Source organism: Arthrobacter sp. V1I9 (assembly GCF_030817075.1).
Classification (GTDB): domain Bacteria; phylum Actinomycetota; class Actinomycetes; order Actinomycetales; family Micrococcaceae; genus Arthrobacter.
In genome coordinates this window covers 517,928-544,883 of record NZ_JAUSYU010000001.1, presented here as the reverse complement: position 1 = coordinate 544,883, position 26,956 = coordinate 517,928, and the positions used below count along the sequence as shown (strand labels likewise).

At 65.6% G+C, this 26,956-nt stretch carries 23 protein-coding genes and 1 pseudogene; 13 read left to right on the top strand and 11 right to left on the bottom strand.

Features of this window, described 5'->3' with window-relative positions; all coding sequences use genetic code 11:
• Positions 1-98: 98 nt before the first annotated feature.
• The gene (locus QFZ70_RS02570; protein ID WP_307093952.1) at positions 99-1,364 is read right to left on the bottom strand and encodes a TadA family conjugal transfer-associated ATPase; all 1,266 of its coding nucleotides are present in this window, start codon (positions 1,362-1,364) and stop codon (positions 99-101) included.
• Positions 1,361-2,425 carry a septum site-determining protein Ssd gene (gene ssd / locus QFZ70_RS02565; protein WP_307097776.1) on the bottom strand — a complete coding sequence of 355 codons (1,065 nt, stop codon included), beginning with the start codon at positions 2,423-2,425 and terminating at the stop codon, positions 1,361-1,363. Before ssd ends, QFZ70_RS02570 begins: the two co-directional genes overlap by 4 nt.
• 269 nt (positions 2,426-2,694) lie before the next feature.
• Between ssd and QFZ70_RS02560 the strand changes: the two genes are divergently transcribed.
• Positions 2,695-4,410, top strand: coding sequence for a bifunctional 3'-5' exonuclease/DNA polymerase (locus QFZ70_RS02560; protein WP_307093951.1), 1,716 nt, complete (start codon positions 2,695-2,697; stop codon positions 4,408-4,410).
• A 173-nt stretch (positions 4,411-4,583) separates the two neighbouring features.
• The gene (locus tag QFZ70_RS02555) at positions 4,584-4,775 is read left to right on the top strand and encodes a DUF1508 domain-containing protein (protein ID WP_307093950.1); all 192 of its coding nucleotides are present in this window, start codon (positions 4,584-4,586) and stop codon (positions 4,773-4,775) included.
• A gap of 46 nt (positions 4,776-4,821) precedes the next feature.
• On the opposite strand, the gene QFZ70_RS02550 is transcribed toward QFZ70_RS02555, so the two are convergent.
• The 3 genes from QFZ70_RS02550 to QFZ70_RS02540 all read right to left on the bottom strand — a co-directional run bounded on the left by QFZ70_RS02550 (position 4,822) and on the right by QFZ70_RS02540 (position 7,709).
• Positions 4,822-5,499 carry a CoA pyrophosphatase gene (locus tag QFZ70_RS02550; RefSeq protein ID WP_307093949.1) on the bottom strand — a complete coding sequence of 226 codons (678 nt, stop codon included), beginning with the start codon at positions 5,497-5,499 and terminating at the stop codon, positions 4,822-4,824.
• Positions 5,496-6,290: an endonuclease III gene (nth, locus tag QFZ70_RS02545; protein WP_307097775.1), complete on the bottom strand. Its 795-nt coding sequence runs from the start codon at positions 6,288-6,290 to the stop codon at positions 5,496-5,498. Before nth ends, QFZ70_RS02550 begins: the two co-directional genes overlap by 4 nt.
• 66 nt (positions 6,291-6,356) lie before the next feature.
• A complete protein-coding gene (locus QFZ70_RS02540; protein WP_307093948.1) occupies positions 6,357-7,709 on the bottom strand; it encodes a hypothetical protein in 1,353 nt (450 codons plus the stop codon).
• Between the two features lie 402 nt (positions 7,710-8,111).
• Here QFZ70_RS02540 and acs point away from each other — a divergent pair, with 402 nt between their 5' ends.
• Together acs and QFZ70_RS02530 are read left to right on the top strand one after the other, a co-directional pair.
• Positions 8,112-10,133 (top strand): acetate--CoA ligase, encoded by a 2,022-nt coding sequence (gene acs, locus QFZ70_RS02535; RefSeq protein ID WP_307093947.1) that lies wholly within the window; start codon positions 8,112-8,114, stop codon positions 10,131-10,133.
• 103 nt (positions 10,134-10,236) lie between these two features.
• Positions 10,237-11,025: a DeoR/GlpR family DNA-binding transcription regulator gene (locus QFZ70_RS02530; RefSeq protein WP_307093946.1), complete on the top strand. Its 789-nt coding sequence runs from the start codon at positions 10,237-10,239 to the stop codon at positions 11,023-11,025.
• 11 nt (positions 11,026-11,036) lie between these two features.
• On the opposite strand, the gene QFZ70_RS02525 is transcribed toward QFZ70_RS02530, so the two are convergent.
• Positions 11,037-12,059 carry a LacI family DNA-binding transcriptional regulator gene (locus tag QFZ70_RS02525; RefSeq protein WP_307093945.1) on the bottom strand — a complete coding sequence of 341 codons (1,023 nt, stop codon included), beginning with the start codon at positions 12,057-12,059 and terminating at the stop codon, positions 11,037-11,039.
• A 10-nt stretch (positions 12,060-12,069) separates the two neighbouring features.
• Positions 12,070-13,275 (bottom strand): Gfo/Idh/MocA family protein, encoded by a 1,206-nt coding sequence (locus tag QFZ70_RS02520; protein WP_307093944.1) that lies wholly within the window; start codon positions 13,273-13,275, stop codon positions 12,070-12,072.
• Positions 13,276-13,484: 209 nt separating this feature from the next.
• Between QFZ70_RS02520 and QFZ70_RS02515 the strand changes: the two genes are divergently transcribed.
• The 5 genes and pseudogenes from QFZ70_RS02515 to aroQ all read left to right on the top strand — a co-directional run bounded on the left by QFZ70_RS02515 (position 13,485) and on the right by aroQ (position 19,660).
• Positions 13,485-14,426, top strand: coding sequence for a carbohydrate ABC transporter permease (locus QFZ70_RS02515; protein WP_373461513.1), 942 nt, complete (start codon positions 13,485-13,487; stop codon positions 14,424-14,426).
• A 9-nt stretch (positions 14,427-14,435) separates the two neighbouring features.
• Positions 14,436-15,363, top strand: a pseudogene (locus QFZ70_RS02510) (carbohydrate ABC transporter permease).
• Between the two features lie 53 nt (positions 15,364-15,416).
• Positions 15,417-16,754 carry a sugar ABC transporter substrate-binding protein gene (locus tag QFZ70_RS02505; RefSeq protein ID WP_307093943.1) on the top strand — a complete coding sequence of 446 codons (1,338 nt, stop codon included), beginning with the start codon at positions 15,417-15,419 and terminating at the stop codon, positions 16,752-16,754.
• A 156-nt stretch (positions 16,755-16,910) separates the two neighbouring features.
• Entirely contained in the window at positions 16,911-19,091 is a 2,181-nt protein-coding gene (locus QFZ70_RS02500) for an alpha-galactosidase (RefSeq protein ID WP_307093942.1), read from the top strand.
• 110 nt (positions 19,092-19,201) lie between these two features.
• A complete protein-coding gene (aroQ, locus tag QFZ70_RS02495; RefSeq protein WP_307093941.1) occupies positions 19,202-19,660 on the top strand; it encodes a type II 3-dehydroquinate dehydratase in 459 nt (152 codons plus the stop codon).
• 4 nt (positions 19,661-19,664) lie between these two features.
• Here the strand turns inward: aroQ and QFZ70_RS02490 are convergent, their stop codons facing one another.
• A complete protein-coding gene (locus tag QFZ70_RS02490; RefSeq protein WP_307093940.1) occupies positions 19,665-20,849 on the bottom strand; it encodes a MarP family serine protease in 1,185 nt (394 codons plus the stop codon).
• 184 nt (positions 20,850-21,033) lie between these two features.
• On the opposite strand from QFZ70_RS02490, the gene QFZ70_RS02485 reads away from it, so the two are divergent.
• Positions 21,034-21,711 carry a Crp/Fnr family transcriptional regulator gene (locus QFZ70_RS02485; RefSeq protein WP_009359192.1) on the top strand — a complete coding sequence of 226 codons (678 nt, stop codon included), beginning with the start codon at positions 21,034-21,036 and terminating at the stop codon, positions 21,709-21,711.
• 89 nt (positions 21,712-21,800) lie between these two features.
• Complete coding sequence (locus QFZ70_RS02480; RefSeq protein ID WP_307093939.1) at positions 21,801-21,983, top strand: hypothetical protein; 183 nt, start codon at positions 21,801-21,803, stop codon at positions 21,981-21,983.
• Here QFZ70_RS02480 and QFZ70_RS02475 read toward each other — a convergent pair.
• Genes QFZ70_RS02475 through QFZ70_RS02465 form a run of 3 tightly spaced genes read right to left on the bottom strand, consistent with a single transcriptional unit; the run spans position 21,980 to position 23,597 of the window.
• Entirely contained in the window at positions 21,980-22,891 is a 912-nt protein-coding gene (locus tag QFZ70_RS02475; RefSeq protein WP_307093938.1) for an NUDIX hydrolase, read from the bottom strand. The two genes, QFZ70_RS02480 and QFZ70_RS02475, sit on opposite strands and share 4 nt — an antisense overlap.
• A 15-nt stretch (positions 22,892-22,906) precedes the next feature.
• On the bottom strand, positions 22,907-23,440 hold the full coding sequence (locus QFZ70_RS02470) for a RidA family protein (RefSeq protein ID WP_307093937.1): 534 nt from the start codon (positions 23,438-23,440) through the stop codon (positions 22,907-22,909).
• A 1-nt stretch (position 23,441) separates the two neighbouring features.
• A complete protein-coding gene (locus tag QFZ70_RS02465) occupies positions 23,442-23,597 on the bottom strand; it encodes a DUF4177 domain-containing protein (protein WP_146336647.1) in 156 nt (51 codons plus the stop codon).
• A gap of 37 nt (positions 23,598-23,634) precedes the next feature.
• Here QFZ70_RS02465 and QFZ70_RS02460 point away from each other — a divergent pair, with 37 nt between their 5' ends.
• Positions 23,635-25,998 carry a transglycosylase domain-containing protein gene (locus QFZ70_RS02460; protein WP_307093936.1) on the top strand — a complete coding sequence of 788 codons (2,364 nt, stop codon included), beginning with the start codon at positions 23,635-23,637 and terminating at the stop codon, positions 25,996-25,998.
• The gene (locus QFZ70_RS02455; RefSeq protein ID WP_373461512.1) at positions 25,988-26,950 is read left to right on the top strand and encodes a metallophosphoesterase; all 963 of its coding nucleotides are present in this window, start codon (positions 25,988-25,990) and stop codon (positions 26,948-26,950) included. The genes QFZ70_RS02460 and QFZ70_RS02455 overlap by 11 nt, the downstream gene beginning before the upstream one ends.
• Positions 26,951-26,956 lie beyond the last annotated feature (6 nt).

Sequence of the window (26,956 nt, the reverse complement as noted above, 5' to 3'; positions counted from 1 at the left end):
AGAACCACCAGTTGCACGGCGGAACCTCGCTGGCGCGCCCCGGGCCGGGCGAAGAATCATCACCGCAGCCAGCACCAGGGCACCGGCAAGAACAGCCGTCACAGAGATTCCCCCGGATCGAATCCGAGCCGGCCGGCGAGGGCCGGCCATCCGGGGCCCGGAACGGGGACGCCTGCAGCTGCTTCCAGCGCAGGCAGGACGCGCAGACCGTCGGGGCCGTCATTGATGACGCCAACACAGGTCACTTCCCTGCCGCGGATGGTCCGTTCGACATGGATCACTACGTCCAGGGCGCTGGACGCCTGAAGCCGTACCCCGTCCGGGCTCAAACCGGCCAACGCACCAAGTGCGGTAAGACGCGCCGGAACTGCCGTGGCAGTGTTCGCATGGATGGTTCCGCCCCCGCCGCTGTGGCCGGTGTTCATTGCAGTGAGCAGTTCCCGTACCTCCGCACCACGGCACTCCCCCACCACCAGCCGGTCAGGCCTCATGCGCAGGGCCTGCCGGACAAGTTCGCCCAGGCCCACTTCCCCGCCGCCTTCAAGATTTCCGTGCCGGGATTCAAGGGAAACCACATGCGGATGGACCGGGTTCAGTTCAGAAGCATCCTCAATGAGGACCAGCCGCTCCTCCGGTGCGCAGAGCCCCAGCAAGGTGGACAGCAGCGTGGTCTTGCCGGACCCGGTGGCTCCACTGATCAAGAAAGTCAGCCGATGCTCCAGCACCCTCACCAAAACGTCCTTGACGAGGGGACCGAACAGGCCGGCCGCCTGCAGTTCCTCCATCGTGAATACACGCTCGCGGCGGATCCTGATACTGAGCAGAGTACCTGCGGTGGACACCGGCGGCAGCACCGCATGGACACGGTAACCGCCCGGCAACCGCACATCCACGCAGGGGGAGCCGTCATCCAGGCGCCGCCCGCCGGCAGCAACCAGCCTGCAGGCGAGCGCCCGCAGCTGCGTCTCGTCGCCAAAAACCACGGGAACGCGTTCAATGCCCCGGCCACGGTCCACCCACACAGCGTCCGGTGCATTCACAAAGATGTCCGTGACTGCCGGGTCGCGGGTGAGCACCTGCAGAGGTCCCAGGCCGTTCAATTCGGCGCTGATCCGCTCCACCGCCGCGAGCGAACCCGCCGTGCCCAACAACCTCCCCGTGGCCTGCACCGCGGCTGCCACCCGGGAGGGAGTCACCACCCCGGCGTCCGCCATCATTGACTCGCGGACCGATTCCAGCAGCCCGGAGTCCAGCGGCAGGCGGGCATCCCGGCGCGGATCATGGCGCTGGCCCTCAAGGTTCCGGGTACGCCGCCGCAGACCATCCGCCTGCCCGGCTCCATGAGAGGAAGGTTGCTGCTTCATCCGGGCTCCCCTGCCGGCAACTCGTCCCCGAGGGAATCGAGCACCGAGGCAGCAAAGTGCCGGACACTTCGACGCTTGCCCAGGTCCAGGAGGCGGCCGGACTCCATGGCCGCACTGACACCGCGCAGCTCAGGTACGCGTCCCAGCACGGGAAGCCCGATGGCCTCGGAAATCAGTGAGCCGTCCAGTGCGGCGCCCGGCCTCCCCCGCACCAGGAGTGCAGCCTCAATCGGCGGAAACTCCTGCAGCAGCCGTACCGCCGCAACGGCCGCCTTCAGCTGCGCGGGAACCACCATCATGATGCGGTCACAGTCCCAGCCATAGGCCAGCAGCGGCCCTGTCCCCCTGCCAATGTCGACGACAACGAGCTCATAGCCACGGCGCGCGGCATCGAGGACCCCGGCGGTGGTAGCAGCTGCCACGGGAACAGGCTGTTCCCGGCTGGCTGGCCAGGACAGGAACGAGAACCCTCCTGAGACGGGCAGCGAATCAGAAAGCTGGCCGGGATCGATGCTGCCGCGGGCTTCTGAGAGGTCAGGCCAGCGCAGGCCGGCGCTCTCTTCCGCGGCAATGGCAAGTTCCAGCCCGCCACCCCATGGGTCGCCGTCAATCAGCAACACGCTGGCCCCCATCCCGGCGGCCGCCTGTGCTATCCAGATGGCGGCCGTGGTGGCTCCGGCCCCGCCGCACCCGCCGGTCACCCCGAGGATGAGTCCGCCAGGGCCGGGCGACCGGGAGCGGCTCAGGTGGTCGGCGAGCCACGCGGCGGCATCCGGCAGCACTGCCACCCGCTCGGCGCCGAGGGCGGCAGCGAGGTGCCACAGGCTGTCCCCTTCACCATCCAGCCCAACCAGGACTGCCGGTGCCTGCCGTCGGGGCGGCAGTTCCCGGATGTCACTTCCCACCAGAACTGCCGCCGTCCCGTCCCAATATCTGCCCGCCTCAAGTGCATCGGCCACAACTCGAAGGCGGGCTCCGGCCGCAGCGACAATACGCTCCACTTCCGCGCGCAGAAAGGGGGATGAGGTCACCAGCAGCACTTCTTCCGCACCGTCCGGCAGCCAGGCCTCGCCATTCTCTACCGAATTCCCGGCGTAAGCGGCCGCGCCCGGCGGGGGCGCATCTGCAACCCGCCGGGACGAGGGCACGGACCGGCTTGGATCAGAGTGGGAGGGGGTCAGCTGGTGCCTGCTCATGGAGCCACTGTCCACCCGCTGCCCCGCTTGGATAAGGAGACCGGGCCCGTATGTGGATAGCGCCCCTTTCAACAGCCCTGTGCAGGAAAAGTCGCCCGGCTTGAGGGGCCTCGCAGACAAGGCAGAATTGGAGCATGTACCTCCTGCTGGCCGCCCACCCCCAGGGCGCGGTCCTGCAGGAACTCACACAGGCCGGCCACCCCCACCCCTCCAACCCGGAACCCCGGCCTGTTCCCGCAAGTGAACTGCCCGCCGTCGTACGCGGCCTGGAACGCCGGCGGCAGGGCGGGCCTCCCCGCTGGATCTGGCACCGGACGCAGGACTGGTACCCGTCCCTGCTGGCATCCGGGGTGGAACTGGACAGGTGCCATGACCTGGGTTTGTGCGGAAACATCCTGGCCCATTCGCAGTTCACAGCGCACACCGAATATGCTCTGAACGCGGACCGGGTCACCCTCGACGACCCGCAACAGCCGCCCCGGGTCCTCCAACCGCCTCCGCCGCCACCCGAACAAGGCGCCCTTTTCGATGATCCGGGCACCGGCGTCGAAACCCGGCACACGCTGGAGGACCTCCGGGAGGAATACGCCGCCCAGCAGATAGCCCTGGCGTCCGTCAGCCCCGAGGAGAACCGGCGCAACCGGCTGCAGCTGCTCCTGGCCGCGGAATCGGCCAGCGCCATGATCGCCGCCGAGATGCAGCACGCCGGCGTCCCTTGGCGGGAGGACCTGCATGAGGAGATCCTGGCTGATTATCTCGGGCCCCGACCGCCCATGGGCCACCGCCCGGCGAAACTTGAGGCCTTGAACCTCGAACTGCGCGGCCTGTTGAACGCGCCAACCCTGAACCCGGATTCCCCGCAGGACCTGATGCGGGCCCTCCACCGGAACGGGATCGAAGTCAAGAGCACCCGGCAGTGGGAGCTGCAGGAATCCAAGCACCCCGCCATAGCCCCGCTCCTGGCCTACAAAAAACTTTCGCGGCTGCACGCGGCCAACGGCTGGGCCTGGCTTGATGCGTGGGTGGCCGGTGGCCGCTTCCGCCCTGAGTACGTTGTGGGCGGCGTGGTTTCGGGCCGCTGGGCGTCCAGGGGCGGTGGTGCCCTGCAGATACCGCGCCAGATCCGCGGCGCCGTCCACGCCGATCCCGGCTACAAACTGATCGTCGCGGACGCCTCACAGCTCGAACCCCGCGTCCTGGTGGCGCTGGCAAAGGACTCGATCATGGCCGAGGCCGCCAGGGACCAGGACCTCTACGCAGGCATCGCCGCCAAAGGGTTCGGCGGCGACCGCTCGAAAGCGAAAGTAGCGCTGCTGGGTGCCATGTACGGAGCCACCTCCGGTGAAGCCGGGCGCCTCATGCCGCAGCTCGCCAGGACGTATCCCCGGGCCGTGGACTTCGTGGAACGGGCGGCCCGCGCCGGCGAGTCCGGCGGAACGGTCACCACCAGGCTCGGCCGCAGCTCCCCGCCGCCGTCGGAACGCTGGTTCCAGAGCCAGCGCTCGTCGTCGGCGGAGGAGCAGCGGCGGGCGGAATCAATTGCCCGTTCCAGGGGGCGTTTCACACGGAACTTCGTGGTCCAGGGCTCCGCGGCGGACTGGGCAGCGTGCTGGCTTGCGGAATTACGACGGCGGCTGCGCGCCTTGGCCGCGGAAGGTCCGGCCCGGGCGGAGCTTGTTTTCTTCCTCCACGACGAAGTGATGGTCCACGCGCCTGAGGACCTGGTGGACGCCTGTATCAAAGCAATCGAGGATGCCGCGGGCGCGGCCAAGGACCTGCTGTTCGGACCTATACCTGTGGAGTTTCCAGTGAGTGTGGCGGTGGTTGATTCCTACGACCACGCAAAGTAGGACCTCCCCTGAACGGGCACCAGAAGCCCTCCAAGGCGACATTTGTCGAGAAAAGTAACCTACCCGGCGGTAGCTCGCCGGGTCCCCGTGACCCGGGATACAGTCGTGTGGTGACTGAAACAGATCGGTCCAGAGGTTGATGCAACGACGCACACCAAGGGGAGGTCCGGCACATGGCGGGCAGGTTTGAAATTCATCGGGTAGGGGACGAGTCGTACCGGCTTCGGCTGACGGACGGAGAGGGCAACATCGTTGCCGTCTCCCCGAACTTCAAGTCCCTCAATACATTGCTGGAGGGCGTCAACGCCATGCGGGAGAACGCGGCCACGGGAATCGTGGTGGATCTCCGCCAGCAGCAGGCCTGACACCCGTCGAGGCGAAAGAAGCCGGCCGGGGCCAGCAACCCGGACGTTAGACACCCATCGGGTGGACCCTGCTCCGGTCCCAGGGCACAGCCCAGCCGAGCTGTTCAAATAGGCCATTCAGGACAATTCCGGTAAACCCCCACACCACCACGCCATTGACGGTGAAAGCCGGGCTGTCGAAAGTGCGCCCGGCCCGGTGGACTGTGGCCATGACCCTGTTGTCCGGGTCCAGCAGGTCCCGCACCGGGACCCGGAACACCTGGGCAGATTCGGCATAGTCCACCACATGGACGGGCGACGGCGACTTCCACCACCCGAGCACTGGGGTGACGAGGAAGTTGCTGTGGGCAAGGCCAAGCTCCTGAAGGGTGCCCAGCACCTCGACACCGTCTGAGTCCAGGCCCGTTTCCTCTTCCGCTTCGCGCAAAGCTGCCTGTACCGGCGTTTCCCGGGCGTCAATGCCGCCGCCCGGAAACGCCATCTGGCCGGGGTGGGATCCTAAGGTGTGGGCCCGCTCCAGCAGCAGGACATCCAGGTCCGCCGGTGCCAGCGGTTTCCCGGAAACCGCCGGAACGTCGTCCAGTGCACCGAAAAGCATCAGGACGGCAGCCCTGCGCGCCCGTTGCGCATCAACGGTGAGGGCGGCCCACAGGGGATCAGGGGACGCCGCGGATCCGGCCTCTGCCCTGCGGGCCAATTCGATCAGGTCTTCACGCGCGCTCAAGGTGTCCTCTTCTGGGATTCCATCCTGATTTCGGCGGCCCTGTCCGTTTCGGCCAACAGTTGAGACAGCAGGGCTTCGTTGCCCGGGGCGAGCTCGTACTTGAGCAGCTTGGCTGCCTTGACGGGGTCCGTTTCGCCCAAGCCGTAGCTGGGGCACCAGTTCGCCACGGGGCATGCACCGCACGCGGGCCTCCGGGAGTGGCACACCCGCCGCCCGTGGAATACCACCCGGTGGGACAGCATGGTCCAGTCCCGTTTTTCGAAAAGTTCGGCGACGTCGTACTCGATTTGGACCGGGTCCTCGGATGTCGTCCAGCCGAACCTGCGGGCGAGGCGGCCAAAGTGGGTGTCCACTGTAATGCCGGGGATGCCGAAGGCGTTGCCGAGCACGACGTTGGCAGTCTTCCGGCCCACGCCCGGCAGCGTCACCAGGTCCTCCAGGCGCCCCGGCACCACGCCGTTGTATTCGTCCACCACCCGGGTGCACAACGCGATCAGGTTCCGTGTTTTGGCGCGGAAGAACCCCGTGGGCTTGATAATTTCTTCCACCACGGCCGGATCCGCTTCCGCCATGGACCTCGGATCCGGGAAACGTGCGAACAGCAGGGGCGTAACTTGGTTGACGGTGACGTCCGTGGTCTGCGCTGACAGGACAGTGGCCACCAGCAGTTCAAACGGGCTGCGGAAATCAAGCTCCGCGTGGGCGTAGGGGTACTTTTCGGCCAAAGCCCTGTTGATGCGCCTCGCCCGCCGCTTCAGGCCAAGCATCGACTCCGCGGAGACCACGGGCATGCCCGGAGCCGGGCCGGAGGGTGCTGCCACTCCGCCGGCCCTTGAAGCCCGGGGCGAGGCCATGTGTTAGCCGCGCTCGATATTGGTGAGGTCGCGCAGCACGCCCAGCCGTCCATCGGTGTGCTGGACCAGGAACTCGTGTCCGCGGTCTTCGAGGGCGAGCACCCAGCCGCCCGGCTCAATGACGAAAGCGGGGGCCCCGGTGCGGGGGTCGAAGGCTGTACGGTGCTGCGCCACAGCAAACCAGAAAGCCTCGTGGATGGGCTGTTCCTCTGATTCCTCGGGCCGGCTTGACGGGTCCACCGTTGCCCCGATGGGCTCTTCGACACGGACCTGCTGGTGCACCGCCGTAGCGGCGGGCGGCTCCCATGTCCCCTGGGCCGCAGGCGCCGCCGTGGCGCCGCCGTCGTGTTGGCCGGCAGACTGCTGGGCCGCAGACTGATGGGCCGCAGCAGCCGAGGCACCCGGGCCGGCAGCAGCACCGGCCGTGGGGATGTCTCCCAACTGCGTCTCTTCCGCCGCCGGAGCTGCGGAGGGACGGACGACGTCGGCGGCCTGGGTTGCAGGCCCCGGGTCACCTGCGGAGGTGAAGTCGGAAACCTCGGGTGCGGTTGAAACCGGGGCAGCGCCCGTGGCCCCGGCGGCGGGCGCCGCAGTGGGAACCGCTGCTGTTGCGGGTGCGTGGTGCGAGGTGCCCGGCTGGACGGCGGAGGAACCGGCTCCGGCACCGCCGAACAGCGCTCCGCCTGCTGCCTTGGCAGCGGAAGCGGGCACAGCCTTGCTGGAGTCTGCCTTGCCTGACTCAGCCTTCGGCGGTTTGGGCGCCCGCGGCTTCTGGACGGGAACGGCTGCTTCCCGGGCCACCACATGCGCCGGGGCTTCGGTCCGGCCCTGGAAGTCCGGGGAGATGTACGGAAGGAACCGGCCGAGGACCGTCACGGCGAAAAGCACCACGGCCCCGATCAGGCCCACCAGGAGACTGGGAACGTAGGCTCCGGCCACGGACAGGAAGAAAAAGGCGACGGCGAAAGACGCCACCACGGAAGCGAACTGGTCAATGGACAGCGAACCGATGCGGATCTTCGTGCCCGGCGCCAGCCTCCGCGCGGCAAAGAGGGCGCTCACTGCCAGGGGCAGGACGATGCCCAGCCCCAGGAAGAAGAGGTTGTTCAGGTTCCACAGGTTGTACCGCCCGCCGAACATGGGGAGCAGGGAAGCAACGAACAGGATTACGGTGGCGGCAAACACGGCGAGGTCGCGGATGGTGAATGGACCGAGCACCGCCTGGTGGGCGTTCGCGCCGCCCTTCAATCCGGTTGTGGCCTGTTGGCTGGTGCCCGAAGCCGGGCCGGCGCCGGTGGTGCTGGAGCCTGCCTCCGTATCGGGGCCAATTTTATGGCCAAAGCTCTGCTGGTTCATTCTGTTCTCCTTAGCGTGGCGGCACCAGGGCTGGTGGCCCCGAAACCGTGCCGTCTTAAAGCGGATCCGACCCGTCCCGGGCGCTTGCCCGGGGCGGGGAGGGCGGTCCGCAGTGAAGTCACAATTCCATCTCAGCCTAGTCAACAGCCTGACTGATCACTAGCTGGGCACGGCGCGGAATGCCTGCCGGAGGTTGGGCCTGCAGCCATTCATCGCTTAATAAATGCCGTTCACGGGGTGGTCTGTGACACCGCACACATGCACTGCCGGGCAAGCATTAGTCTTGATTCCGGAACGGCTCTTTGCGGAAGTCCGTACCCAGCAGGTGCCCGGCGTCGTGCAGGCGGCGGAGCCCGGCGGCGGATCTCCGCGCAGCAAAGATCGATGAATGATGAGGTTCACATGTCCCACGACACTTCAAGCTCCACGGCCACCGCTCCTTCAGGCTCGGGGCAGGGCGGCCAGCAGGGCGATGCCTTTGAAAACCTGCTTCACGAGACCCGGGCGTTTCCACCGTCTCCTGAGTTCGCTGCTGACGCCGTTGTCACCGCCGGGGAGTATGAGGAAGCTGCTGCTGACCGTCCCGCTTTCTGGGCGAAGAAGGCCCGGGAGCTGCTGACCTGGAGCAAGGACTTTGACCAGGCACTTGACTGGTCCAACCCGCCGTTCGCGAAGTGGTTCGTGGGCGGGGAAGTCAACGCCGCCTACAACGCGCTGGACCGGCATGTGGAGAACGGACGCGGTGACCGGGTGGCCATCTACTTCGAGGGCGAACCCGGCGACACCCGCACCTACACTTACTCCCAGCTCACCGAAGAGGTGAAGAAGGCCGCCAACGCCTTCGAGTCCCTGGGCGTGGTCAAGGGTGACCGGGTGGCCGTCTACCTGCCGATGATTCCCGAAGCAGTCATCACCCTACTGGCCTGCGCCCGGATCGGTGCCGTGCACTCGGTGGTGTTCGGCGGCTTCTCCGCGGACGCCCTGCGGTCCAGGATCGACGACGCCGAGGCGAAACTGGTGGTCACCGCTGACGGCACCTACCGGCGGGGCAAGCCCAGCGCCCTGAAGTCCGCGGTGGATGAAGCGTTGTCCCGCCAGGGAGATGCAGATGGCCACACGGTGCAGAACGTGGTGGTGGTCAAGCGCAACGGCCAGGACGTGGACTGGCACGAGGGCCGGGACCACTGGTGGGCCGACACCGTGGACGCCGCCTCCCCCGAGCACACCGCGGTGGGCCATGATTCCGAGCACCCGCTCTTCATCCTCTACACCTCCGGGACCACCGGGAAGCCGAAGGGCATCCTGCACACCACCGGCGGGTACCTCACCCAGACCGCGTACACGCATAAGGCAGTGTTCGACCTGCACCCGGACACGGACGTGTACTGGTGCACGGCCGACGTCGGCTGGGTCACCGGCCACTCCTACGTCGCCTACGCACCGCTCATCAACGGCGCCACGCAGGTGATGTACGAGGGCACCCCGGATTCCCCGCACCAGGGCCGCTGGTGGGAGATCGTGGAGAAGTATAAGGTCTCCATCCTCTACACCGCTCCCACGGCTATCCGGACGTTTATGAAGTGGGGCCGGGAAATCCCGGACAAGTACGACCTGATCTCCCTCCGGGTGCTCGGTTCCGTGGGCGAACCCATCAACCCCGAGGCCTGGATGTGGTACCGGAAGGTCATTGGCGGAGACCGGACCCCCATCGTGGACACGTGGTGGCAGACCGAGACCGGCGCGCAGATGATCGCCCCGCTGCCCGGCGTCACCGCCACCAAGCCGGGCTCGGCGCAGGTCCCGCTGCCCGGCATCGCCGTGGACGTGGTGGACGAGATGGGCGAATCCGTGCCCGACGGTCACGGTGGGTTCCTGGTGATCCGCGAACCCTGGCCCGCCATGCTCCGCGGCATCTGGGGCGACCCCGAACGTTTCAAGGACACCTACTGGTCCCGCTTCGAGAACATGTACTTCGCCGGGGACGGCGCCAAAAAGGACGAGGACGGCGACATCTGGCTCCTGGGCCGGGTGGACGATGTCATGAACATCTCCGGGCACCGGCTCTCCACCACCGAAATCGAATCCGCCCTCGTATCCCACCCCGCCGTGGCCGAGGCCGCCGTCGTGGGCGCAACCGACGAGACAACCGGGCAGGCCGTCGTCGCGTTCGTGATCCTGCGCGGGGACGCCGCCAACAACGGCGATGAAACCGTCCAGGAACTTCGCAACCACGTGGGTAAGGAGATCGGCCCCATCGCGAAGCCGAAGAACATCCTGGTGGTCCCCGAACTGCCCAAGACCCGCTCAGGCAAGATCATGCGGCGCCTCCTCAAGGACGTCGCCGAAGGCCGGGATCCGGGCGACGCCACCACCCTCTCGGACCCGACCATCATGCAACAGATCGCGGAGTCGCTCCGGAAGTAGGCAAAGCAGGCGCACGACGACGGCGCGGCCCACCGAACGGCCGGGCGGCGCCGTCGTCGTATGCTGGGAGCAGCCCTGCCCCCTGCCCTGAAGGATCGCTTAGATGCTTGCCGTCGCACGCCACCAGGCTATTTTGGACGCTCTTCAGCGCGAACGGGTTGTCCGGGTTTCAGACCTGGCGCAGCAGCTGGGCGTATCCCTGATGACAGTCCGCCGTGACATCGAAGTGCTGGAGGAGGGCGGCCGCCTTGAGCGCATCCACGGCGGGGCGAAAATTCCGGGCGACACCAGTACCCACGAGCCCGGCTTCGACCTCAAATCCACCCAGTTGACTGCCGAGAAGCGGGCCATCGCGGTGGAAGCAGCCGGCCTGGTGCAGGAAGGCATGGCGGTAGGCCTCAGCGCAGGCACCACCACGTGGGCGCTGGCCAAGGAACTCACCAACGGCCCCCGGATCACGGTGGTCACCAACTCGGTGCGCATCGCAGACTTGTTCCATCATGGCGCTTCCGCCGGTTCCGCCCGCTTCGCCTCAACGGTGATCCTGATCGGCGGCGAGCGCACGCCGTCGGACGCCCTGGTGGGCCCCATCGCAACCGGCGCCCTCAAGCAACTGCACCTGGACGTGCTGTTCCTGGGTGTCCACGGGATGGATGCCGCCGCAGGATTCACTACTCCCAACCTGCTGGAAGCCGAGACGGACCGGGCGTTCGTGGCCGCCGCACGCAAAACCGTGGTGCTCGCCGACCACACCAAGTGGGGGCTGCTGGGCATCAGTTCAATCGCTGCGCTTGAGGAGGTGGACGAGGTCATCAGTGATCCCGGCCTCGGCACCGAGGCGCAACGCATCCTGCAGGAGCGGGTGGGCCGGCTGCGGCTCGCGGAGCTCTAGCGCGGAAGGCATTACGGGCAGCCGCAGGATTGCCGGACGTGCAGGGTGGTGTCGAAGATCCGGTGCCGGGGCTTCTCGCCGCGGCTGGCTCCCACCAGCGCTGCCACCGCAGCTTCCGCCATGCCGGCAACAGGCTGTTCAACCGTGGTCAGCGGCGGCCAGGAGTATTCGGACTCGGCGGAACCGTCAAAGGAGGCCACCGCGATCTCGCCCGGGACGGCCAGCCCTGCCTCATGGACCGCCCGGAGCAGGCCGATCGCCTGCATGTCCGAGGTGGCGAAAATGGCTGTAGGCCGGTTCACCGACGCCAGCAGGCGCTGACCGGCAAGGTAGCCGCCGGGCCGGGTGAATGCGCTGTACACAATCGGGCCTTCGGGCAGGCCGGCCGCCTGCAAGGCCTCCCGCCAGCCCACCTCACGGCCGTCGGTGGCGCCGGAGACGTTGGTACCCATGGCCAGCCCGATGTTGGTGTGTCCGTGGCCAATCAGGTGTTCCACGGCAATCCGGGCGCCGGCCGCGAGATCCACGCCGATGCTGTTGAACCCGGGGGCGTCCCGTTCCTGGTTCAGCAGGACCGAAGGGATGTCCGCCGTTTCCAGGACCTCCAGGTCCGGTTCAAAAAGGACACTTGCCAGCAGCACGCCGTCCACCTGCCTTGCGGCGAGGTTCCGGATATTCCGCCGTTCCTTTGCGAGGTTCCCGTCCGAGTTACTCAAAACCAGGGCGTACCCCAGGGCAGCGGCGGCATCTTCCACGGCATGGGAGAAGAGGGAGAAGAACGGGTTGGAGATATCCGGAACCACAAGCCCCAGCGTCTCGCTGGAACCCAGCTTGAGCGCGCGGGCGGCCGCGTTGGGGCGGTAGCCCAGGACGCGGATGGCGTCCTGGACCTTGGCTTCGGTGGCAGGAGCCACCTTCTTCGGCCCGCCGTTGACAACGTAACTGACGACGGCGGTGCTGACGCCGGCATAGCGCGCAACGTCCTTACGGGTCACGGGTCCGCCTCGCGCCACCTGCACTGCCGGAGTAGTCATGCTGTCCATATTAAGTACTCGCACCCGGAGCATCACCGAAATCACGGATCGGAAGCCGCGCGCCGTTTTGAAGGGCAGACTGGTGGGCCACAATTCCCGGGAGGGTAAAGCGGGCCGCCACCCAGGCGTTCACGGGAGGAAGGGTGCCCTGGTTGACCGCCGTCACGAAGTCGTCCACCAGGAAGTGGTGGCTTCCTTCATGCCCGTTGGGTGCGCCCCGGAACTCCTCCGGAAGCCGCTCGGGGTTATGGACCGGGGCCAGACCGGAAACAAAAGCGTCCCGCAGCTCCGGGGCCACGTTGGCCAGCGAGGGATCGTCCAAGGGCAAGCTGGGCCGTGTCTCCAGTTGCTCGGAGATGTCGTGGACGCTGATCTTGTCCTGCCAGACAGTGACTTTCGCCAATTGCTCGAAGCTGGCCTCGGTGCCGAAGAACCGGAACCGGGATTCGCGGATGTGTGAGGGGTAACCCACCCGGCGCATCTCGTTGGTGCGCATCACGCCGCCGTCGTTCAGTTCAAAGAGTGCGGTGGCGTTGGAGAAGTCGTTGCCGGACATGCTGACGTCCTTGTCGAAGACGCCGTCGTTGCGGTCATCCCTGACCCCTACGCAGCTGACGCTGACCGCGTGGGCGGGAACCGCGCCCAGCACTCCCCCCACGGCGTGGGTGGGATACAGCATCGGCGGGTAGCTTGCGGTTTCCTTCCACCGGTCACCTCCGCTGTACTGGTACGCCTCGTAGAAGCCCAGGTCCATGTCGTGGACGTAGTCGCCTTCGGTGTAGAAGATCCGGCCGAACTTCCCGGCGGCATGCTGCTCGCGGGCATACACGGTGGCAGGGTTGTAGTAGCTGGTCTCCCCCATCATGTACACCAGGCCGGTCTCCCGGACCGCCTCAATGATGCGGGCAATCTCCTCCTCGGAAATTGCCATGGGAACAGCCGAGTAGACGTGTTTTCCGGCCCGGAGCGCCTGCTCTACGAGCGGACCGTGGGTCCACCGTTGGCTGAATATGGCCACGGCGTCGACGTCGGAGGCCAGGAGTTCTTCAAAGCTCCCCTTTGAGCCGGCGAGGTGATACCGGTCCACGGTCTCCGCAGCACGCTCCGGCAGCTCATCCACCATATGCACGGCGGTTACTCCGGGGTGGAGATTGAAAAGGTGGGCGAACTGGCTGCCGAACTGTCCTGCTCCTACTACGCCTATTGAAAACGTCATTGTTTGCCTTCCGTGGGTGGGGAGGGGCGCCGGGCAAGCGCTGTCCGTCAAAAGGCCAGTGTGGCAGGCGGATCTACTCGAGTCAACAGAACCAGTGAATGGATGAAAGCTCGGTGGAGAAGTAGCGAAATAATCCTTGCAACCACATTTCTACTCGTGTAGATTGCTTTCCAGTTGTTACCCCCATCACAGTCAGGAAAGGGTCGAAGATGACCACCCTTGCCAAACACTCAAGAGCCGTTTCGCCAACACTGGACTCCCCTAAGCCGCACGGCGGCCTCCGCCGGTTCGGGGACCTCAAAATCGCACTGCTCTTCATCGCCCCCGCCATGATCGGGTTCATCGTTTTCTACGTCGTTCCAACCATCCGCGGCGTGTACCTGAGCTTCACGGAGTACAACATCCTCGGCGACCCGGAATGGGTCGGAATGGACAACTACACGGCGATCACGAAGGATCCGCTTTTCTGGAATTCCCTGGCCGTCACCGGGCAGTACGTCTTCCTCAACATCGTGCTCCAGACTGCACTGGCTCTAGGCCTTGCCCTCCTGATGCACAACGTGGCGAAGTCCACAATCATCCGGGGCGCGCTGCTCCTGCCTTACTTGATGTCCAACGTGATCGCCGCATTGCTGTGGTTCTGGATGCTGGACTACCAGATTGGTGTGGTGAACCAGTTCATCGAGTGGAGCGGGCTCTCCCGGGTCGCGTTCTTCGGCAGCGAGGAGTGGGCCATCCCCACCCAGGCCTTGATCAACACCTGGCGCCACATGGGCTACACCGCTCTTCTGATCTTTGCCGGACTGCAGGCCATCCCCGGCCACGTCTACGAAGTAGCCAAACTGGACGGCGCCTCGGCGTTCCAGACCTTCCGGAAAATCACCATCCCACTGCTGCGCCCGGTCCTGGTCCTGGTCCTCGTGGTAACGGTCATCGGCTCCTTCCAGGTCTTCGACACGGTCGCCGTGACCACGGCGGGCGGCCCGGTCAACGCCACCCGCGTGATCCAGTACTACATCTACCAGCGCGCCTTCACGGAGTCGGACTTCGGCTACGGATCCGCCATCGCCGTCATTCTCTTCCTCATCCTCGCCCTCGTGGCCTTCATCCAGATGAAGTTCCTCAAGGGCAACGAATCGGACCTGGACTAGGAGTCCCGCATGACCACCACCACCAGCCGCGCATCGACGCCGGCCCCAACCCGCCGCCGTCGTCCTTTCAATGCCCGCCGCGCCGGCGCCTGGGCCCTCCTGGTCCTCGCCATCGCAGTCTCCGTCCTCCCGTTTCTTTGGGTCCTGCGCACCGCGTTGTCCACCAACAACGCGCTCGCCGCAAACGCAGCCAGTCTCCTGCCGGCAGAATTCAGCTTCGGCGCCTTCAAGCGGGTCTTCGGGCTGCAGTCGCCGGCGGAAGCCCTGGCAGAGGGCGGGTCAGGAGCAGACATCAATTTCTGGCTGTACCTGCGCAACTCGATCATCTTTTCCTCCATCACCACCGCAGGCGCCGTCTTCTTCAGCGCAATGGCCGCCTACGCCTTCGCCCGCCTGCGCTGGAAGGGCCGCAACGCGGTCTTCAGCCTGTTCCTGGGCACGATGTTGGTCCCCGCCGATCTTTACCGCCCTGCCCAACTTCCTGCTGATCAAGAACCTGGACCTGCTCAACACGATGCTCGGCATGGTCCTGCCCTACGTGTTCATGACCCCGTTTGCCATCTTCTTCCTGCGGCAGTTCTTCCTGAACATGTCCCGTGAGGTGGAGGAGGCGGCCATGCTCGACGGCGCCAAGCACCTGCGCATCTTCTTCCAGATTGTCCTGCCCAACGCCGCAGCCCCCCTCGCCACACTTGCCCTCCTCACCTTCATCGGGCAGTGGAACGAATACTTCTGGCCCCTGCTGGTGGGATCGCAGGATGAAGTCCGCGTCCTCCAGGTGGGGCTCGGCGTCTTCAAATCCCAGTCCCCGCAGGGCGCCCCCGACTGGTCCGGCCTGATGGCCGCGACCCTCATCTCGGCCCTGCCGGTGCTGATCCTCTTCGCCGCCTTCGGCAAGAAGATCGTCAACTCCATCGGCTTCTCCGGCATCAAATAAGCACCCTCACCACCCCTGCACTCCCATCCCATTCCCGAACGGAAAGTAGAACCATGAAGAAATCCCTCGGCGCCGTTGCCGTCGCCGCAGCTGTTGCACTCTCACTGTCCGCCTGCAGCGGATCCTCCTCCGAAGAAGCCGCCAAGGGCGAGATCAGCTACTGGCTGTGGGACGCCAACCAGCTCCCCGCCTACCAGCAGTGCGCTGACGACTTCACGAAGGCCAACCCGGACATCACCGTCAAAATCACCCAGCGCGGCTGGGACGACTACTGGAGCACCCTTACCAACGGCTTCGTTGGCGGCACCGCGCCGGACGTCTTCACGAACCATCTGGGACGCTACGGCGAACTGGCCGAGAACGGGCAGCTGCTGGCCATTGACGACGCCGTCGAAAAGGACAACATTGATCTCTCCGCTTACCAGGAGGGCCTAGCCGATCTCTGGGTGGGCCAGGACGGCAAGCGCTACGGACTTCCCAAGGACTGGGACACCATTGGCCTGTTCTACAACAAGGCCATGCTGACCGCCGCCGGCATCTCCGAGGACCAGATGAAGGACCTCACCTGGAACCCGAAAGACGGCGGCAGCTACGAAAAGGTGATTGCCCACCTCACCGTGGACAAGAACGGCAAACGCGGCGACGAGCCCGGCTTCGACAAGAACAACGTCGCTGTCTACGGCCTGGGCCTGAACGGAGGCGGTGACTCCTCCGGCCAGACCGAATGGAGCTACTTCACCAACACCACCGGCTGGTCCCACACCGACAAGAACCCTTGGGGCACCAGGTACAACTATGACGACCCCAAGTTCCAGGAAAGCATGGAATGGTTCGCCGGGCTCGCAGAAAAGGGATACATGCCCAAGCTGGAGACCACTGTGGGTGCGGCCATGGCGGACACCTTTGCCGCAGGCAAGTCCGCCATCAATGCCCACGGCTCCTGGATGATCGGCCAATACACCGGCTACAAGGGCATCAAGGTGGGCATCGCTCCCACGCCGGAAGGCCCCGAAGGCAGGCGTGCCTCCACCTTCAACGGTCTTGCCGATTCGATCTGGGCCGGGACAGAGAAGAAGGAAGCGTCGGTCAAGTGGGTTGAGTACCTCGCCTCGGCTGACTGCCAGGACGTTGTAGCCTCCAAGGCCGTGGTCTTCCCCGCGATCAAGACATCCTCGGACAAGGCTGCCGAAGCCTTCAAGGCCAAGGGCGTGGACGTCACCGCGTTCACCGACCACGTCAAGAACAAAACCACGTTCCTGTACCCCATCACGGACAACACCGCCAAGGTCAAGGGCATCATGGAGCCCGCCATGGACGCCGTCGTCTCAGGCAAGGCACCAGCCAGCTCCCTCACGGCAGCCAACGAACAGGTCAACGCCCTCCTCAAGTAGGCCCTGCCCCCTGCGTGGCTGTGTATGTGGTCGCAGCCACCCACTGGATGCCGCCGTCCCCTCCTCGCGGCGGCGGCATCCAGCCACCCTCTTCCCCCCTCTGAGCCACCCGTTCCGCGTCATTGGACGCACACTGTGAAGACCGAAAGAGATCCTATGGACCCCCTCCACCTCCGTTCCGCCGGCACCAGCCTGGTGATCAGCTTCAACAGCGGGGAGGCCGAGATCATTCACTGGGGCGCGGACCTCGGCAGTGCCCTGCCGGACCTCGCCATCCTCGGTGAGCCGATCCCCCACTCCGCCATCGACGCCACCGTTCCCGCCGGCCTCCTGCCCCAGGCCTCCTCCAGCTGGCGCGGCCGTCCGGGCCTCCGCGGCCACCGCATCGCCGACGGCGTCTCCGGACTCGACTTCTCTCCGCGCCTTCGCACGGTGTCAGCGCGCACCGAGGGAAACACTGCCCTCATTGGCCAGGCGGACCCGGACGCCGCGATCTCTGTCGAATCCACCCTGACGCTGCACGACGGCGGCCTGCTGGAGTTGCGGCATACCGTCACCAATGACGGCACCACGCCTTACCAGCTGGATGAACTGGCGACGGTCCTCCCGGTGGCCCCGGACGCCGTCGAGCTCCTTGACCTGACCGGCCGCTGGTGCCGGGAAAACCACCCGCAGCGCCGTGCCATCCAGCAGGGCACGTGGGTGCGGACCGGCCGGCACGGCCGCACCGGGCACGATTCGTCCCTCCTGCTGGCAGCCGGCACCGCCGGCTTCGGCAACCGTCACGGGAAGGTCTGGGCCACGCACCTGGCGTGGAGCGGCAACCATGAGCAGTTCACTGACACCCTTGGCGATGGCCGCACCATGATCGGCGGTTCGGAACTCCTGGGACCGGCCGAGGTCATCCTCGAGCCGGGCGCCAGCTACACCACGCCTGCCCTGTTTGCCGCTTACTCGGACCGCGGCCTGGACGGGATCAGCGAGGCGTTCTACAGCTGGTTCAGGTCCCGCCCGCACCACGTGCTCCCTGCCGCCGGCGGCGGCAAGCCCCGCCCGGTGGTGCTGAACACCTGGGAAGCTGTCTACTTCGACCACAATCTCTCCACGCTGATCGAGCTGGCAGACTCGGCCGCGGAGCTCGGCGTCGAACGCTTTGTGCTCGACGACGGCTGGTTCCGCGGGCGCCGTGACGACCACGCCGGCCTCGGTGACTGGTACGTGGACGAATCCCTCTGGCCCGAGGGGCTCACCCCGCTGATCGAGGCCGTCACGTCCCGGGGCATGGAATTCGGCCTGTGGGTGGAGCCGGAGATGGTGAACCTCGACTCTGACGTTGCCCGTGCACACCCCGACTGGATCGTGGGTCCGGCCGCCGTGTCCTACAAGGACGGGGGCCGCCTGCCGTTGGAGTGGCGGAACCAGCACATCATCGACCTGGTGAACCCTGAGGCGTGGCAGTACATCCATGACCGCATTGATGCCCTGCTGAGCGAAAACAACATCAGCTACCTCAAGTGGGACCAGAACCGGGACCTGCTGGAGCATGGCCACGGGGGACGCGCCTCGGTGCACGAGCAGACCCTTGCCGCCTACCGGCTGTTCGACGCGCTCAAGAAGGGACACCCCGGCGTCGAAATTGAAAGCTGCTCCTCCGGCGGCGCGCGCGTGGACCTGGGAATCCTGGAGCGGACGGACCGCATCTGGGCATCGGACTGCAACGACGCACTGGAGCGGCAGACCATCCAGCGCTGGACCGGGCTCGTGGTTCCGCCGGAACTGGTGGGCGGGCACATCGGGCCCACCACCTCGCACACCACGGCCCGCACGCACGACCTGTCCTTCCGGGCCATCACGGCCCTCTTCGGGCATTTCGGCATGGAATGGGACGTCCGGCAGGTCGCGGGTGCCGAGCGGGAGGAACTCAAGCGGTTCATCGCACTGTTCAAGGAGCACCGGGACCTCATCCACAGCGGTCGGATGGTCCGCGCCGACGTTCCGGACGAGTCCCTGATGCTGCACGGCGTGGTTGCTGCCGGGCCAGCACAGGCCGGCACGACGGCGGCGCTGTTCGCCCTTGTCAGCACACGCACTACGTTTGCCGAGCAGCCCGGCAAAGTGACCATCCCCGGCCTTGATCGGGACCGGACGTACCGGGTGGAGGCGATCTCCCCCACCCCTGGCGACACCGACTACGCCCACACGTATACGCAGGTCCAGCCGCCGGCCTGGCTGGCGGACGGGGCAGTGGCCAACGGCCGCTTCCTGGCCGAGGTGGGGGTGCCAATGCCGATCCTCAACCCTGAGCACGCGCTGCTGGTGCGCTTTACGGCTCTCTAAAATCCATCGATTGCTCCGTACGCGCCCTTTCCACGCCTCATAAGGGCGCGTACGGAGCACTGGATGGTAAGAATGCGCGCCAGCCGTTTCAAGGCACTAGATTTGCTGGCATGACCGAACCCTCTTCATCAATCAGCCGCGGAACAATCCTGGTAATCAACGGACCCAACCTGAATCTCCTGGGCACCCGCGAACCGGAAAAGTACGGCACCTCCACCCTGGCCGACGTGGAGGAACTGGCCGCCCGGACTGCAGAGGCGCACGGGTTTGCGGCCGAGTGTGTCCAGTCAAACCATGAGGGCGTCCTGCTGGATACCATCCACGCGGCCCGTGGCTCCGCCGTCGGAATCGTCCTGAACGCCGGTGCCTTCACGCATACGTCGGTTGCCCTGCGTGATGCCCTGGCTGCGGTGCAGCTGCCGGCGGTGGAAGTCCACATCACCAACGTGCACCAGCGCGAGGAGTTCCGCCACCACTCATTCCTCTCGCCGGTCTGCTCAGCTGTGATTGTGGGCGCGGGGGTGTTCGGCTACAAGCTGGCCATCGACTACCTGGCCGAGGTTTGTTAAGCAGCTATTTTTGAATGCACTGTCCCGAGGAAACCGGCGCACTCAGTGACGGCGCCTGGGCTGCCACGGGGTTGAGGTCGTCCATGGTGATGGCGAATCCCATCTCTGCATCCGACGTCGCCTTCGCAAAGATCACTCCCGCCACCTGCCCTTCGGTGGTCAGCAGCGGACCGCCGGAGTTCCCTGGCTGGACGTTTCCAGCCAGCCGGTAGATCTCTTCCGGGGAGGGGTTGGTGCCGTAGATGTCCGGCACCAGCACCGTGGTGATGTCCTGGACCGTGGCCGGCCGGGACTGGAAGGGGCCGCCGTGCGGATAGCCGGCGAACGCGGCCGCGCTGCCGTTCGGCAGGTCCGCGCTGAGGGCCAGCGGCTGGGCAGGCAGGTCCTCAACCGCCAGCACCGCCAGGTCATGCCGGGTGTCGAAGTAGACCACCTGCCCGGGCATCGCGCCGCCGTCGGGCATCTCCACGACCGGCTGCGACACGCCCGCCACTACGTGCGCATTCGTGACAACGCGGTCCTCGGATACAACGAAGCCTGTGCCGGTCTGGTTCTGGCCGCAGTGGTAAGCGGTGCCGGCAATTCTCAGGACAGATTCGGCGGCCCTGTTCAAGGCAGGGGTGTCGGTGCTGGCGTCCGGCACTGGTGCTGCCGGGCCATGGTCCAGTCCCTGAATCAGGGTAGGAATCCCGTTGCCGATGACCGTCGAGCGCAACTGCGCCATCGTAGCTTTTACGGGGTCCGGCGTCAGGCCGTCGATGAACCGGATGACCCGGGATTCGGCCAGCTGCTGGGAAACAAAGGGGACACCAAGGGAGCTGACGCTGAAGGCCAGCATGGACATAACCAGCGCGGAAACCACCACGTTGACGGCGCCGCCCACCAGCCGGTCAACGGCGCGGAGGGGCCGGATCCGCACTGCGCCGCGGATTGTCCGGCCAATCATGGTGCCGAGGCCATGCCCCAGAACCACCAGCGCGACGGCGGCGGCAATGATGGCGGTCAGCCGCCACCCGGAGTCCTCGACAAAGCCGCTGACGAGGGGGACCGCGAAGAAAGCTGCCACGGCTCCTGCAGCGAATCCGGCGATACCGCCCACTGTCACAAGGAAGCCGTTACGCAGGCCGTAGATCAGATAGGACAGCAGCGCCAGGATCAGGACCAGGTCCAGGACAGTCAAGCCGACCACTAAGGCTCCTTATAAGCAGTTGTAACCCCATTCTAGTGGCGTAGGCTGACAATCTTCTGTGGGTCCCCGTCGCCCCCGGCGCCCGCCGTTTGGGCGTTTTGGCTGCCAAGTTCGTCACAGAACCTTGAAAATTCTGAAACAATGGCACAAGCGCCACAGCCGACACTTTTATTCAGGAGATTTTATGGACATCGAGGTACTGCGCCGAGCACCACTTTTCGCCACGCTCGACGACGACGCATTCCGTCTGCTGACGGACGAGCTCACCGAGGTGGACCTTTCCCGCGGTGCTTCGGTTTTCCGTGAGGGCGACCAGGGCGACCAGCTCTACTTCATCGTCTCCGGCAAGGTGAAGCTTGGGCGCACCTCGCCCGACGGCCGGGAATCCCTGCTGGCCATCCTCGGCCCGGGCGAACTTTTCGGCGAAATGGCACTGTTCGATCCGAGCCCGCGCACTGCCACCGCCACTGCGGTGTCCGAGACCCGCCTGGCGGGGCTGAAGAACGAAAGCCTGAACAACCTGCTGCGCACCCGGCCCGAGGTTTCCGCGCAGCTCCTGCAGGCCCTGGCCCGCCGGCTGCGCCGCACCAACGATTCCTTGTCGGATCTGGTGTTCTCCGACGTTCCCGGCCGCGTCGCCAAGGCCCTCCTGGACCTGGCGGACCGCTTCGGCCGGCCCGCCACGGACGGTGTCCTGGTGGCCCACGAACTCACGCAGGAAGAACTGGCCCAGCTGGTGGGCGCCTCCCGCGAGACCGTGAACAAGGCCCTCGCCGAATTCGTCCAGCGCGGTTGGCTGCGCCTGGAAGCCCGCGCCGTGGTCATCCTGGACATGCAGCGCCTCCGCCAGCGCTCCCGCTAGTCCCCTCAGCACAAAGGCCGCCCCAAGGGGCGGCCTTTTGCGTGTCCACGGCAGCCCGGCGGTAAAATTAGGGCTAGAGGTGCATGGCAATGTCCGTGGCTATGGCTGTTGTGTTGATCCTGTTGGGCCTGGCGTCAGTTGCCGCGATAATCGGCACGGTGGTCCTGGTGGTCAAAGACGGCCACGGGCAGATTCCGCTGGAACCGCCCGTGAGGCGGTGGACCGCAGGCAACCTGCCCAGCCGCCCGTACTCAACGCTCCGCCGCATCTAGCGTTCGCGCTGGGGATCCCCGGCGGTGGTCTTTGCGGCTTCGACTTCGAGCAGCAGCCTTCCGTCTTCTTCCACGAGCTGCGGCTGGTACACGTGGGCCTTGCGCTTGTAGCTGAGGTAGGCGATGCACCCGTTGGCAGCCGCCATTTTTTCGAGCATGATTTCGGAACCTGGCACCAGGAGGCCGCCGAGGGTGCGCCCCACGGTGTTTTCCTGGCCCACCTCGTCGCCGAGGTCAGTGGTGTCACGTCCGGCGATGACATTGGCCGCATTCACCCACCGGCCCCACACCCCTTTGCCGTCAAGCAGGGTGGGCTGCTGGTTCAGGGGCACCGTTGCGGCGAAGTAGCGGGTGTCGAACCTGCGGTGCGCGAAGTCCGGGCTGCGCCAGTTCACCAGGGACTTCAGCAGGTCGGTCCGGACGGACAGCCCACGCTTGGCCAGCACCTCCGGAAAGGTTTTTTCCTGCTCGGCCACGGCAAGGCGGGCCCGCATGTATTCCGGCGTGGACGTGGCCTCGACTGTGCTTGCCATATCGGCACCGGCAAGCAGTACTCCGGTTTCCTCGAAGAGTTCGCGGATGGCGCCCAGCACGTGCCGCCGCGCCAGCCCGACGTCGTCCGTCCCCATCTGCTCAGCCCAATGCTGTGGTGAGGGGCCCAGCCAGCCGACGGGGTCGTCGTCGGCAGCGTCCAGGGAACCGCCGGGGAACGCGAGGACCCCCAGCGGCGAGGAGCCGGGCCGGTAACCCAGCCACGTTTCCAGGCCGGTGGGGGAATCACGCAGCAGGACAACGGATGAAGCAAGGCGCGCGGCCCGCGGGGTCCGTTCGCCGTGTTCGAGCCAGCTCTGCGCTGCCCCTTCAAGATCCTGAGGGAGTGCAAACAGGCGTCGGGCTAGCTGAGGCAAAGGAAGCGACCGGTCCTAGCTGAATTCGGCGATCAGTTCGACCTCTACGGGAGAGTCGAGAGGCAGCACGGAAACGCCGACGGCGGAACGCGCGTGCTGGCCTGCGTCACCGAGGACCCGGCCCAGCAGCTCCGACGCACCGTTGATGACGCCGGGCTGTCCCGTAAAGGAGGGGTCTGAAGAGACGAATCCCACAACCTTGACAATGCGGGTGATGCGGTCCAGATCCCCGATGACGCTCTTAACGGCGGCCAGGGCGTTGACGGCGCAGACTGCGGCGAACCGCTGTGCGTCCTCCGGCGAAACGGTGGGCTCGTCCGCGAAGCCCCCGGTCCCGGCGGAAACCTTGCCGGTGGCCTCGAGCTTGCCGTTGACGAAGGGCAACTGGCCGGAGGTGTACACGTGGTTGCCGGAGATTACTGCCGGAACGTAGGCGGCTACCGGCGCGGCAACCTCAGGAAGTGTGATTCCCAACTCGGCGAGCCGCTGCTCAACGGCCGAGATCGGCGCAGCGGACGTGCCGGAGTGGGCTTCTGCAGAAGCGCTCATGCTAAGGCTTCTCCCTCTTCAGGTAGGCAACCAGGCCGTTTCCGTCCGGTCCGGGGACTACCTGGACGAGCTCCCAGCCGTCATCTCCCCACTGGTCCAGAATCTGCTTTGTGGCGTGAATAATGAGCGGAATCGTGGCGTACTCCCATTTGGTCATGAGAGAAAGACTAGTCCTTGCCGGTAAAGTGGAAAACATGGCTCCTCGTAAGAACCCATTATTCGACACTGCCACCACCCTTGGAAAGATCCTGGTCTTCCTTGGCGTGAGTGCTATTTGCGGTGTCCTGGTAGCAGGCCTGTTGGTCCCCGCGGCGGCCGTTTCAGGCAGCGCAGCCAGCGGTTCGATCGAGTTCTTCGACACCCTTCCGGCGGAGCTGAAGGTGGATCCGCCCAACCAGACCACCCGGATTTTGGCCGCGGACGGCAGCGAGATCGCCAGCGTCTACAAGGAAAACCGCACCAAGGTTGCCCTCAACCAGATTTCGCCTTTCGTGAAAGAAGCTGTCATCGCCGTCGAGGACAGCCGTTTTTATGAGCACGGCGGTGTGGACACCACAGGCATCCTGCGGGCAGTTGTCAGCACCGCACGCGGAAACAGGCAGGGCGCCTCCACCATCACCCAGCAGTACGTGAACAATGTCCTCAACTCCAATCTCGCCGCCGAGGGCAGGGACGAGGACATCAAGCTCAATGGTGTGAACAAGGGTGTGGGCGACAAGCTCCGCGAAATGAAGCTGGCCATCGCCCTGGAGAAAGAGTTCAGCAAGGAGCAGATCCTTGAGGGCTACCTGAACATCGTCTTCTTCAACCGCGACGCGTACGGCATTGAAGCCGCCTCCCGTTTCTTCTTCAGCACCACAGCCAAGAACCTGAGCCTTCCCCAGGCTGCTCTGCTGGCGGGCCTGGTCAACAGCCCGTCCGCGTTCGACCCCATCAGCAATCCGGAGAACGCCAAACAGCGCCGCGACCTGGTACTGAGCCTGATGCTCAGCCAGGGCAAAATCACGAAGGCTGAGCACGACGCTGCTGTTGCCACTCCGGTGAAAACCAAGGTGACCCAGCCGAAGCAGGGCTGCGCCTACGCTTCCACCGCCCCGTACTTCTGTGACTATGTTCTCCACCTGCTGGAGAACAACCCGGCCTACGGCGCCGAACTTGCAGAGCGGCAACGCCTTATCTACGGCGGCGGCCTGACCATCAAGACCACATTGGATCCGAACGCGCAGGCCGTGGCTCAGGAGCAGGTCAACGCTTCGGCCGGCGCCAACCCGGACAAGTGGGGCGCAGCCATGGTCTCCGTGCAACCCAACAGCGGCAAAATCGTCTCAATGGCCCAGAACACGAAGTTCCTGCCGGCCAAGGGGTCCTTCGACTCGCAGGTGAACTTCAACGTGGACAAGCTGGATAAGGACGGCAACGACCTTAACGGCCTGGGTGGCGCCCAGCCCGGGTCCACCATGAAGCCGTTCACGTTTGCCCAGTGGCTCAATGAGGGCAAGTCCATGAACACCGTGGTTGACGCAGCCCAGCGCGTCTACCCGCTGGGCTTCCCCTGGCGCAACTCCTGCGGCCAGGTGACCGGCGGGTACAGCACCGAACAGAAGAACCAGAACCTGGGCACGGCAGATGACCTGCAGAACGCCGAACCCCAGTGGTACCGCCCCCTGTCCGTCCTTGAAGGCCTGTACAACTCCATCAACACCGTCACGTTCGCCTCAGCAGCGCAGCTGGACTTCTGCGGCATCCAGAAGATCGTGGACGCCACCGGACTCCACGGCGGGCTGCCCAAGATGGACCAGAACGGCAAAATCGTCCTCGATGACGCAGGCAGGATCGCCGAACCGAACCCGAAGGTCAACATGTCCACGCTGGCCAACCTGCTGGGTTCCACCCAGACGGCCCCGCTCACCATGGCCAGCGCCTTCGCTACGTTCGCCAATGACGGAAAGTACTGCGAGCCCATCGCCATCTCGTCCGTCACGGACCAGACCGGCGCCCAGCTTCCGGCACAGTCCACCAGCTGCCGCGACGCCGTGACGCCGGAGGTCGCCCGCGGCGTGAACTACGCCCTGCAGGAAGTCCTCAACCAGGGATCGGGTTCGTTGATCCAGCCCCGGATTTCCACCCGGACCAGCTTCCCGATCGGCGCAAAGACCGGTACGTCCAACAACAACGGATCCACCTGGGTTGTTGGCCACACCACCGGCCTGGCCACAGCTGCCTGGTTCGGTGACCCGCTGGGCGCCCAAGGCCGTTCCGGCCAGAACATCACCGTCAACGGAACGTTTTACCAGGGCATCGACGGCTACATGATCGCCGGACCCATGTTCTCCAACTTCATGTCGCGGGTCGCCCCGTCGTTCGGTACCGAACCCTTCCCGGCGCCGCCAAACGAGATGCTTTACGGCGGCGGTGGATTCAACCGCGACAACAATTCCGCCGCACCCGAAGCGCCCCAGGAGCAGGGGCCCGCTAACTCCACCCCGGCAGCCCCTGAGCCCGCCCCCGAGCCGAGCAACAACGGGAACGGCAATGGAAACGGGAACAATGACGATTAGCCCGATGATCCCGATCAGTGCATTGGCCGGCCGCGCCCGAACCATCGGGCGCGGCTTTGCCGTCACCGCAGGAGCCGGGGCTGCTGCCGGAATCGCCGCCTTTGGCTATGGCCTGTGGGAGAAGAACCAGTTTGAGCTCCGCGAAGAGACGCTGGACATCCTCCCTCCCGGGCAGGCGCCATTCCGCGTCCTCCATCTGAGCGACATCCACTTTGTCCCCGGGCAGCAAAAGAAGGCTGCCTGGCTGGAATCACTTGCCGGTCTTGAACCCGATCTGGTGGTCAACACAGGCGACAACCTCAGCCACGCCAAGGCGGTGGACCCGCTTCTGCAGGCTCTCCGCCCCCTCATGGAGTTCCCCGGCGTCTTCGTCCCCGGTTCCAATGATTACTTCGCCCCCAGCCTGAAAAACCCGGCTTCGTACCTGCGGGGACCATCCAGTGCCAAACCGAAACCCACCGTGCTGGACTGGCCGCGGCTGCGTTCCGGTTTCGGCATGGGCGGCTGGGTGGACCTGACCAACCGGCACCAGTCCGTGGTCCTGAAGGGCATCCGTTTCGACTTCTCCGGCGTGGACGATCCGCACCTGAACAGGGAACGCTACGCGGGCTGGCCCCGGGGCACCATCAACCAAAATGCCACTCCGCACCTCAAGGTCGCCGTCATCCACGCCCCCTACCAGCGCGTGCTGGACCACTTTACGGAGGACGGCGCGGACCTCCTGCTCGCCGGCCATACGCACGGCGGTCAGTTGTGCCTCCCCGGTTACGGCGCGCTGGTGTCAAACTGTGATCTCCCCACATGGCGGGCCAAGGGGCTTAACGACTGGCAAAGCAACGGAAGTACGACGCCGGTCAACGTCTCGGGCGGCATCGGCACTTCCCGCTTCGCCCCGGTCCGCATCGCCTGCAGGCCGGAAGCCGTCCTGCTTACCCTCACCTCACCCAGCTAACCGCCT

Coding starts and splice junctions, on each gene's coding strand:
- QFZ70_RS02570 (WP_307093952.1), bottom strand. CDS start 1,364: ATGAAGCAGCAACCTTCCTCTCATGGAGCCGGGCAGGCGGATGGTCTG.
- QFZ70_RS02560 (WP_307093951.1), top strand. CDS start 2,695: ATGTACCTCCTGCTGGCCGCCCACCCCCAGGGCGCGGTCCTGCAGGAA.
- QFZ70_RS02555 (WP_307093950.1), top strand. CDS start 4,584: ATGGCGGGCAGGTTTGAAATTCATCGGGTAGGGGACGAGTCGTACCGG.
- nth (WP_307097775.1), bottom strand. CDS start 6,290: ATGCCCGTGGTCTCCGCGGAGTCGATGCTTGGCCTGAAGCGGCGGGCG.
- QFZ70_RS02540 (WP_307093948.1), bottom strand. CDS start 7,709: ATGAACCAGCAGAGCTTTGGCCATAAAATTGGCCCCGATACGGAGGCA.
- acs (WP_307093947.1), top strand. CDS start 8,112: ATGTCCCACGACACTTCAAGCTCCACGGCCACCGCTCCTTCAGGCTCG.
- QFZ70_RS02530 (WP_307093946.1), top strand. CDS start 10,237: ATGCTTGCCGTCGCACGCCACCAGGCTATTTTGGACGCTCTTCAGCGC.
- QFZ70_RS02525 (WP_307093945.1), bottom strand. CDS start 12,059: ATGACTACTCCGGCAGTGCAGGTGGCGCGAGGCGGACCCGTGACCCGT.
- QFZ70_RS02520 (WP_307093944.1), bottom strand. CDS start 13,275: ATGACGTTTTCAATAGGCGTAGTAGGAGCAGGACAGTTCGGCAGCCAG.
- QFZ70_RS02515 (WP_373461513.1), top strand. CDS start 13,485: ATGACCACCCTTGCCAAACACTCAAGAGCCGTTTCGCCAACACTGGAC.
- QFZ70_RS02505 (WP_307093943.1), top strand. CDS start 15,417: ATGAAGAAATCCCTCGGCGCCGTTGCCGTCGCCGCAGCTGTTGCACTC.
- QFZ70_RS02500 (WP_307093942.1), top strand. CDS start 16,911: ATGGACCCCCTCCACCTCCGTTCCGCCGGCACCAGCCTGGTGATCAGC.
- aroQ (WP_307093941.1), top strand. CDS start 19,202: ATGACCGAACCCTCTTCATCAATCAGCCGCGGAACAATCCTGGTAATC.
- QFZ70_RS02485 (WP_009359192.1), top strand. CDS start 21,034: ATGGACATCGAGGTACTGCGCCGAGCACCACTTTTCGCCACGCTCGAC.
- QFZ70_RS02480 (WP_307093939.1), top strand. CDS start 21,801: ATGTCCGTGGCTATGGCTGTTGTGTTGATCCTGTTGGGCCTGGCGTCA.
- QFZ70_RS02470 (WP_307093937.1), bottom strand. CDS start 23,440: ATGAGCGCTTCTGCAGAAGCCCACTCCGGCACGTCCGCTGCGCCGATC.
- QFZ70_RS02465 (WP_146336647.1), bottom strand. CDS start 23,597: ATGACCAAATGGGAGTACGCCACGATTCCGCTCATTATTCACGCCACA.
- QFZ70_RS02460 (WP_307093936.1), top strand. CDS start 23,635: ATGGCTCCTCGTAAGAACCCATTATTCGACACTGCCACCACCCTTGGA.
- QFZ70_RS02455 (WP_373461512.1), top strand. CDS start 25,988: ATGACGATTAGCCCGATGATCCCGATCAGTGCATTGGCCGGCCGCGCC.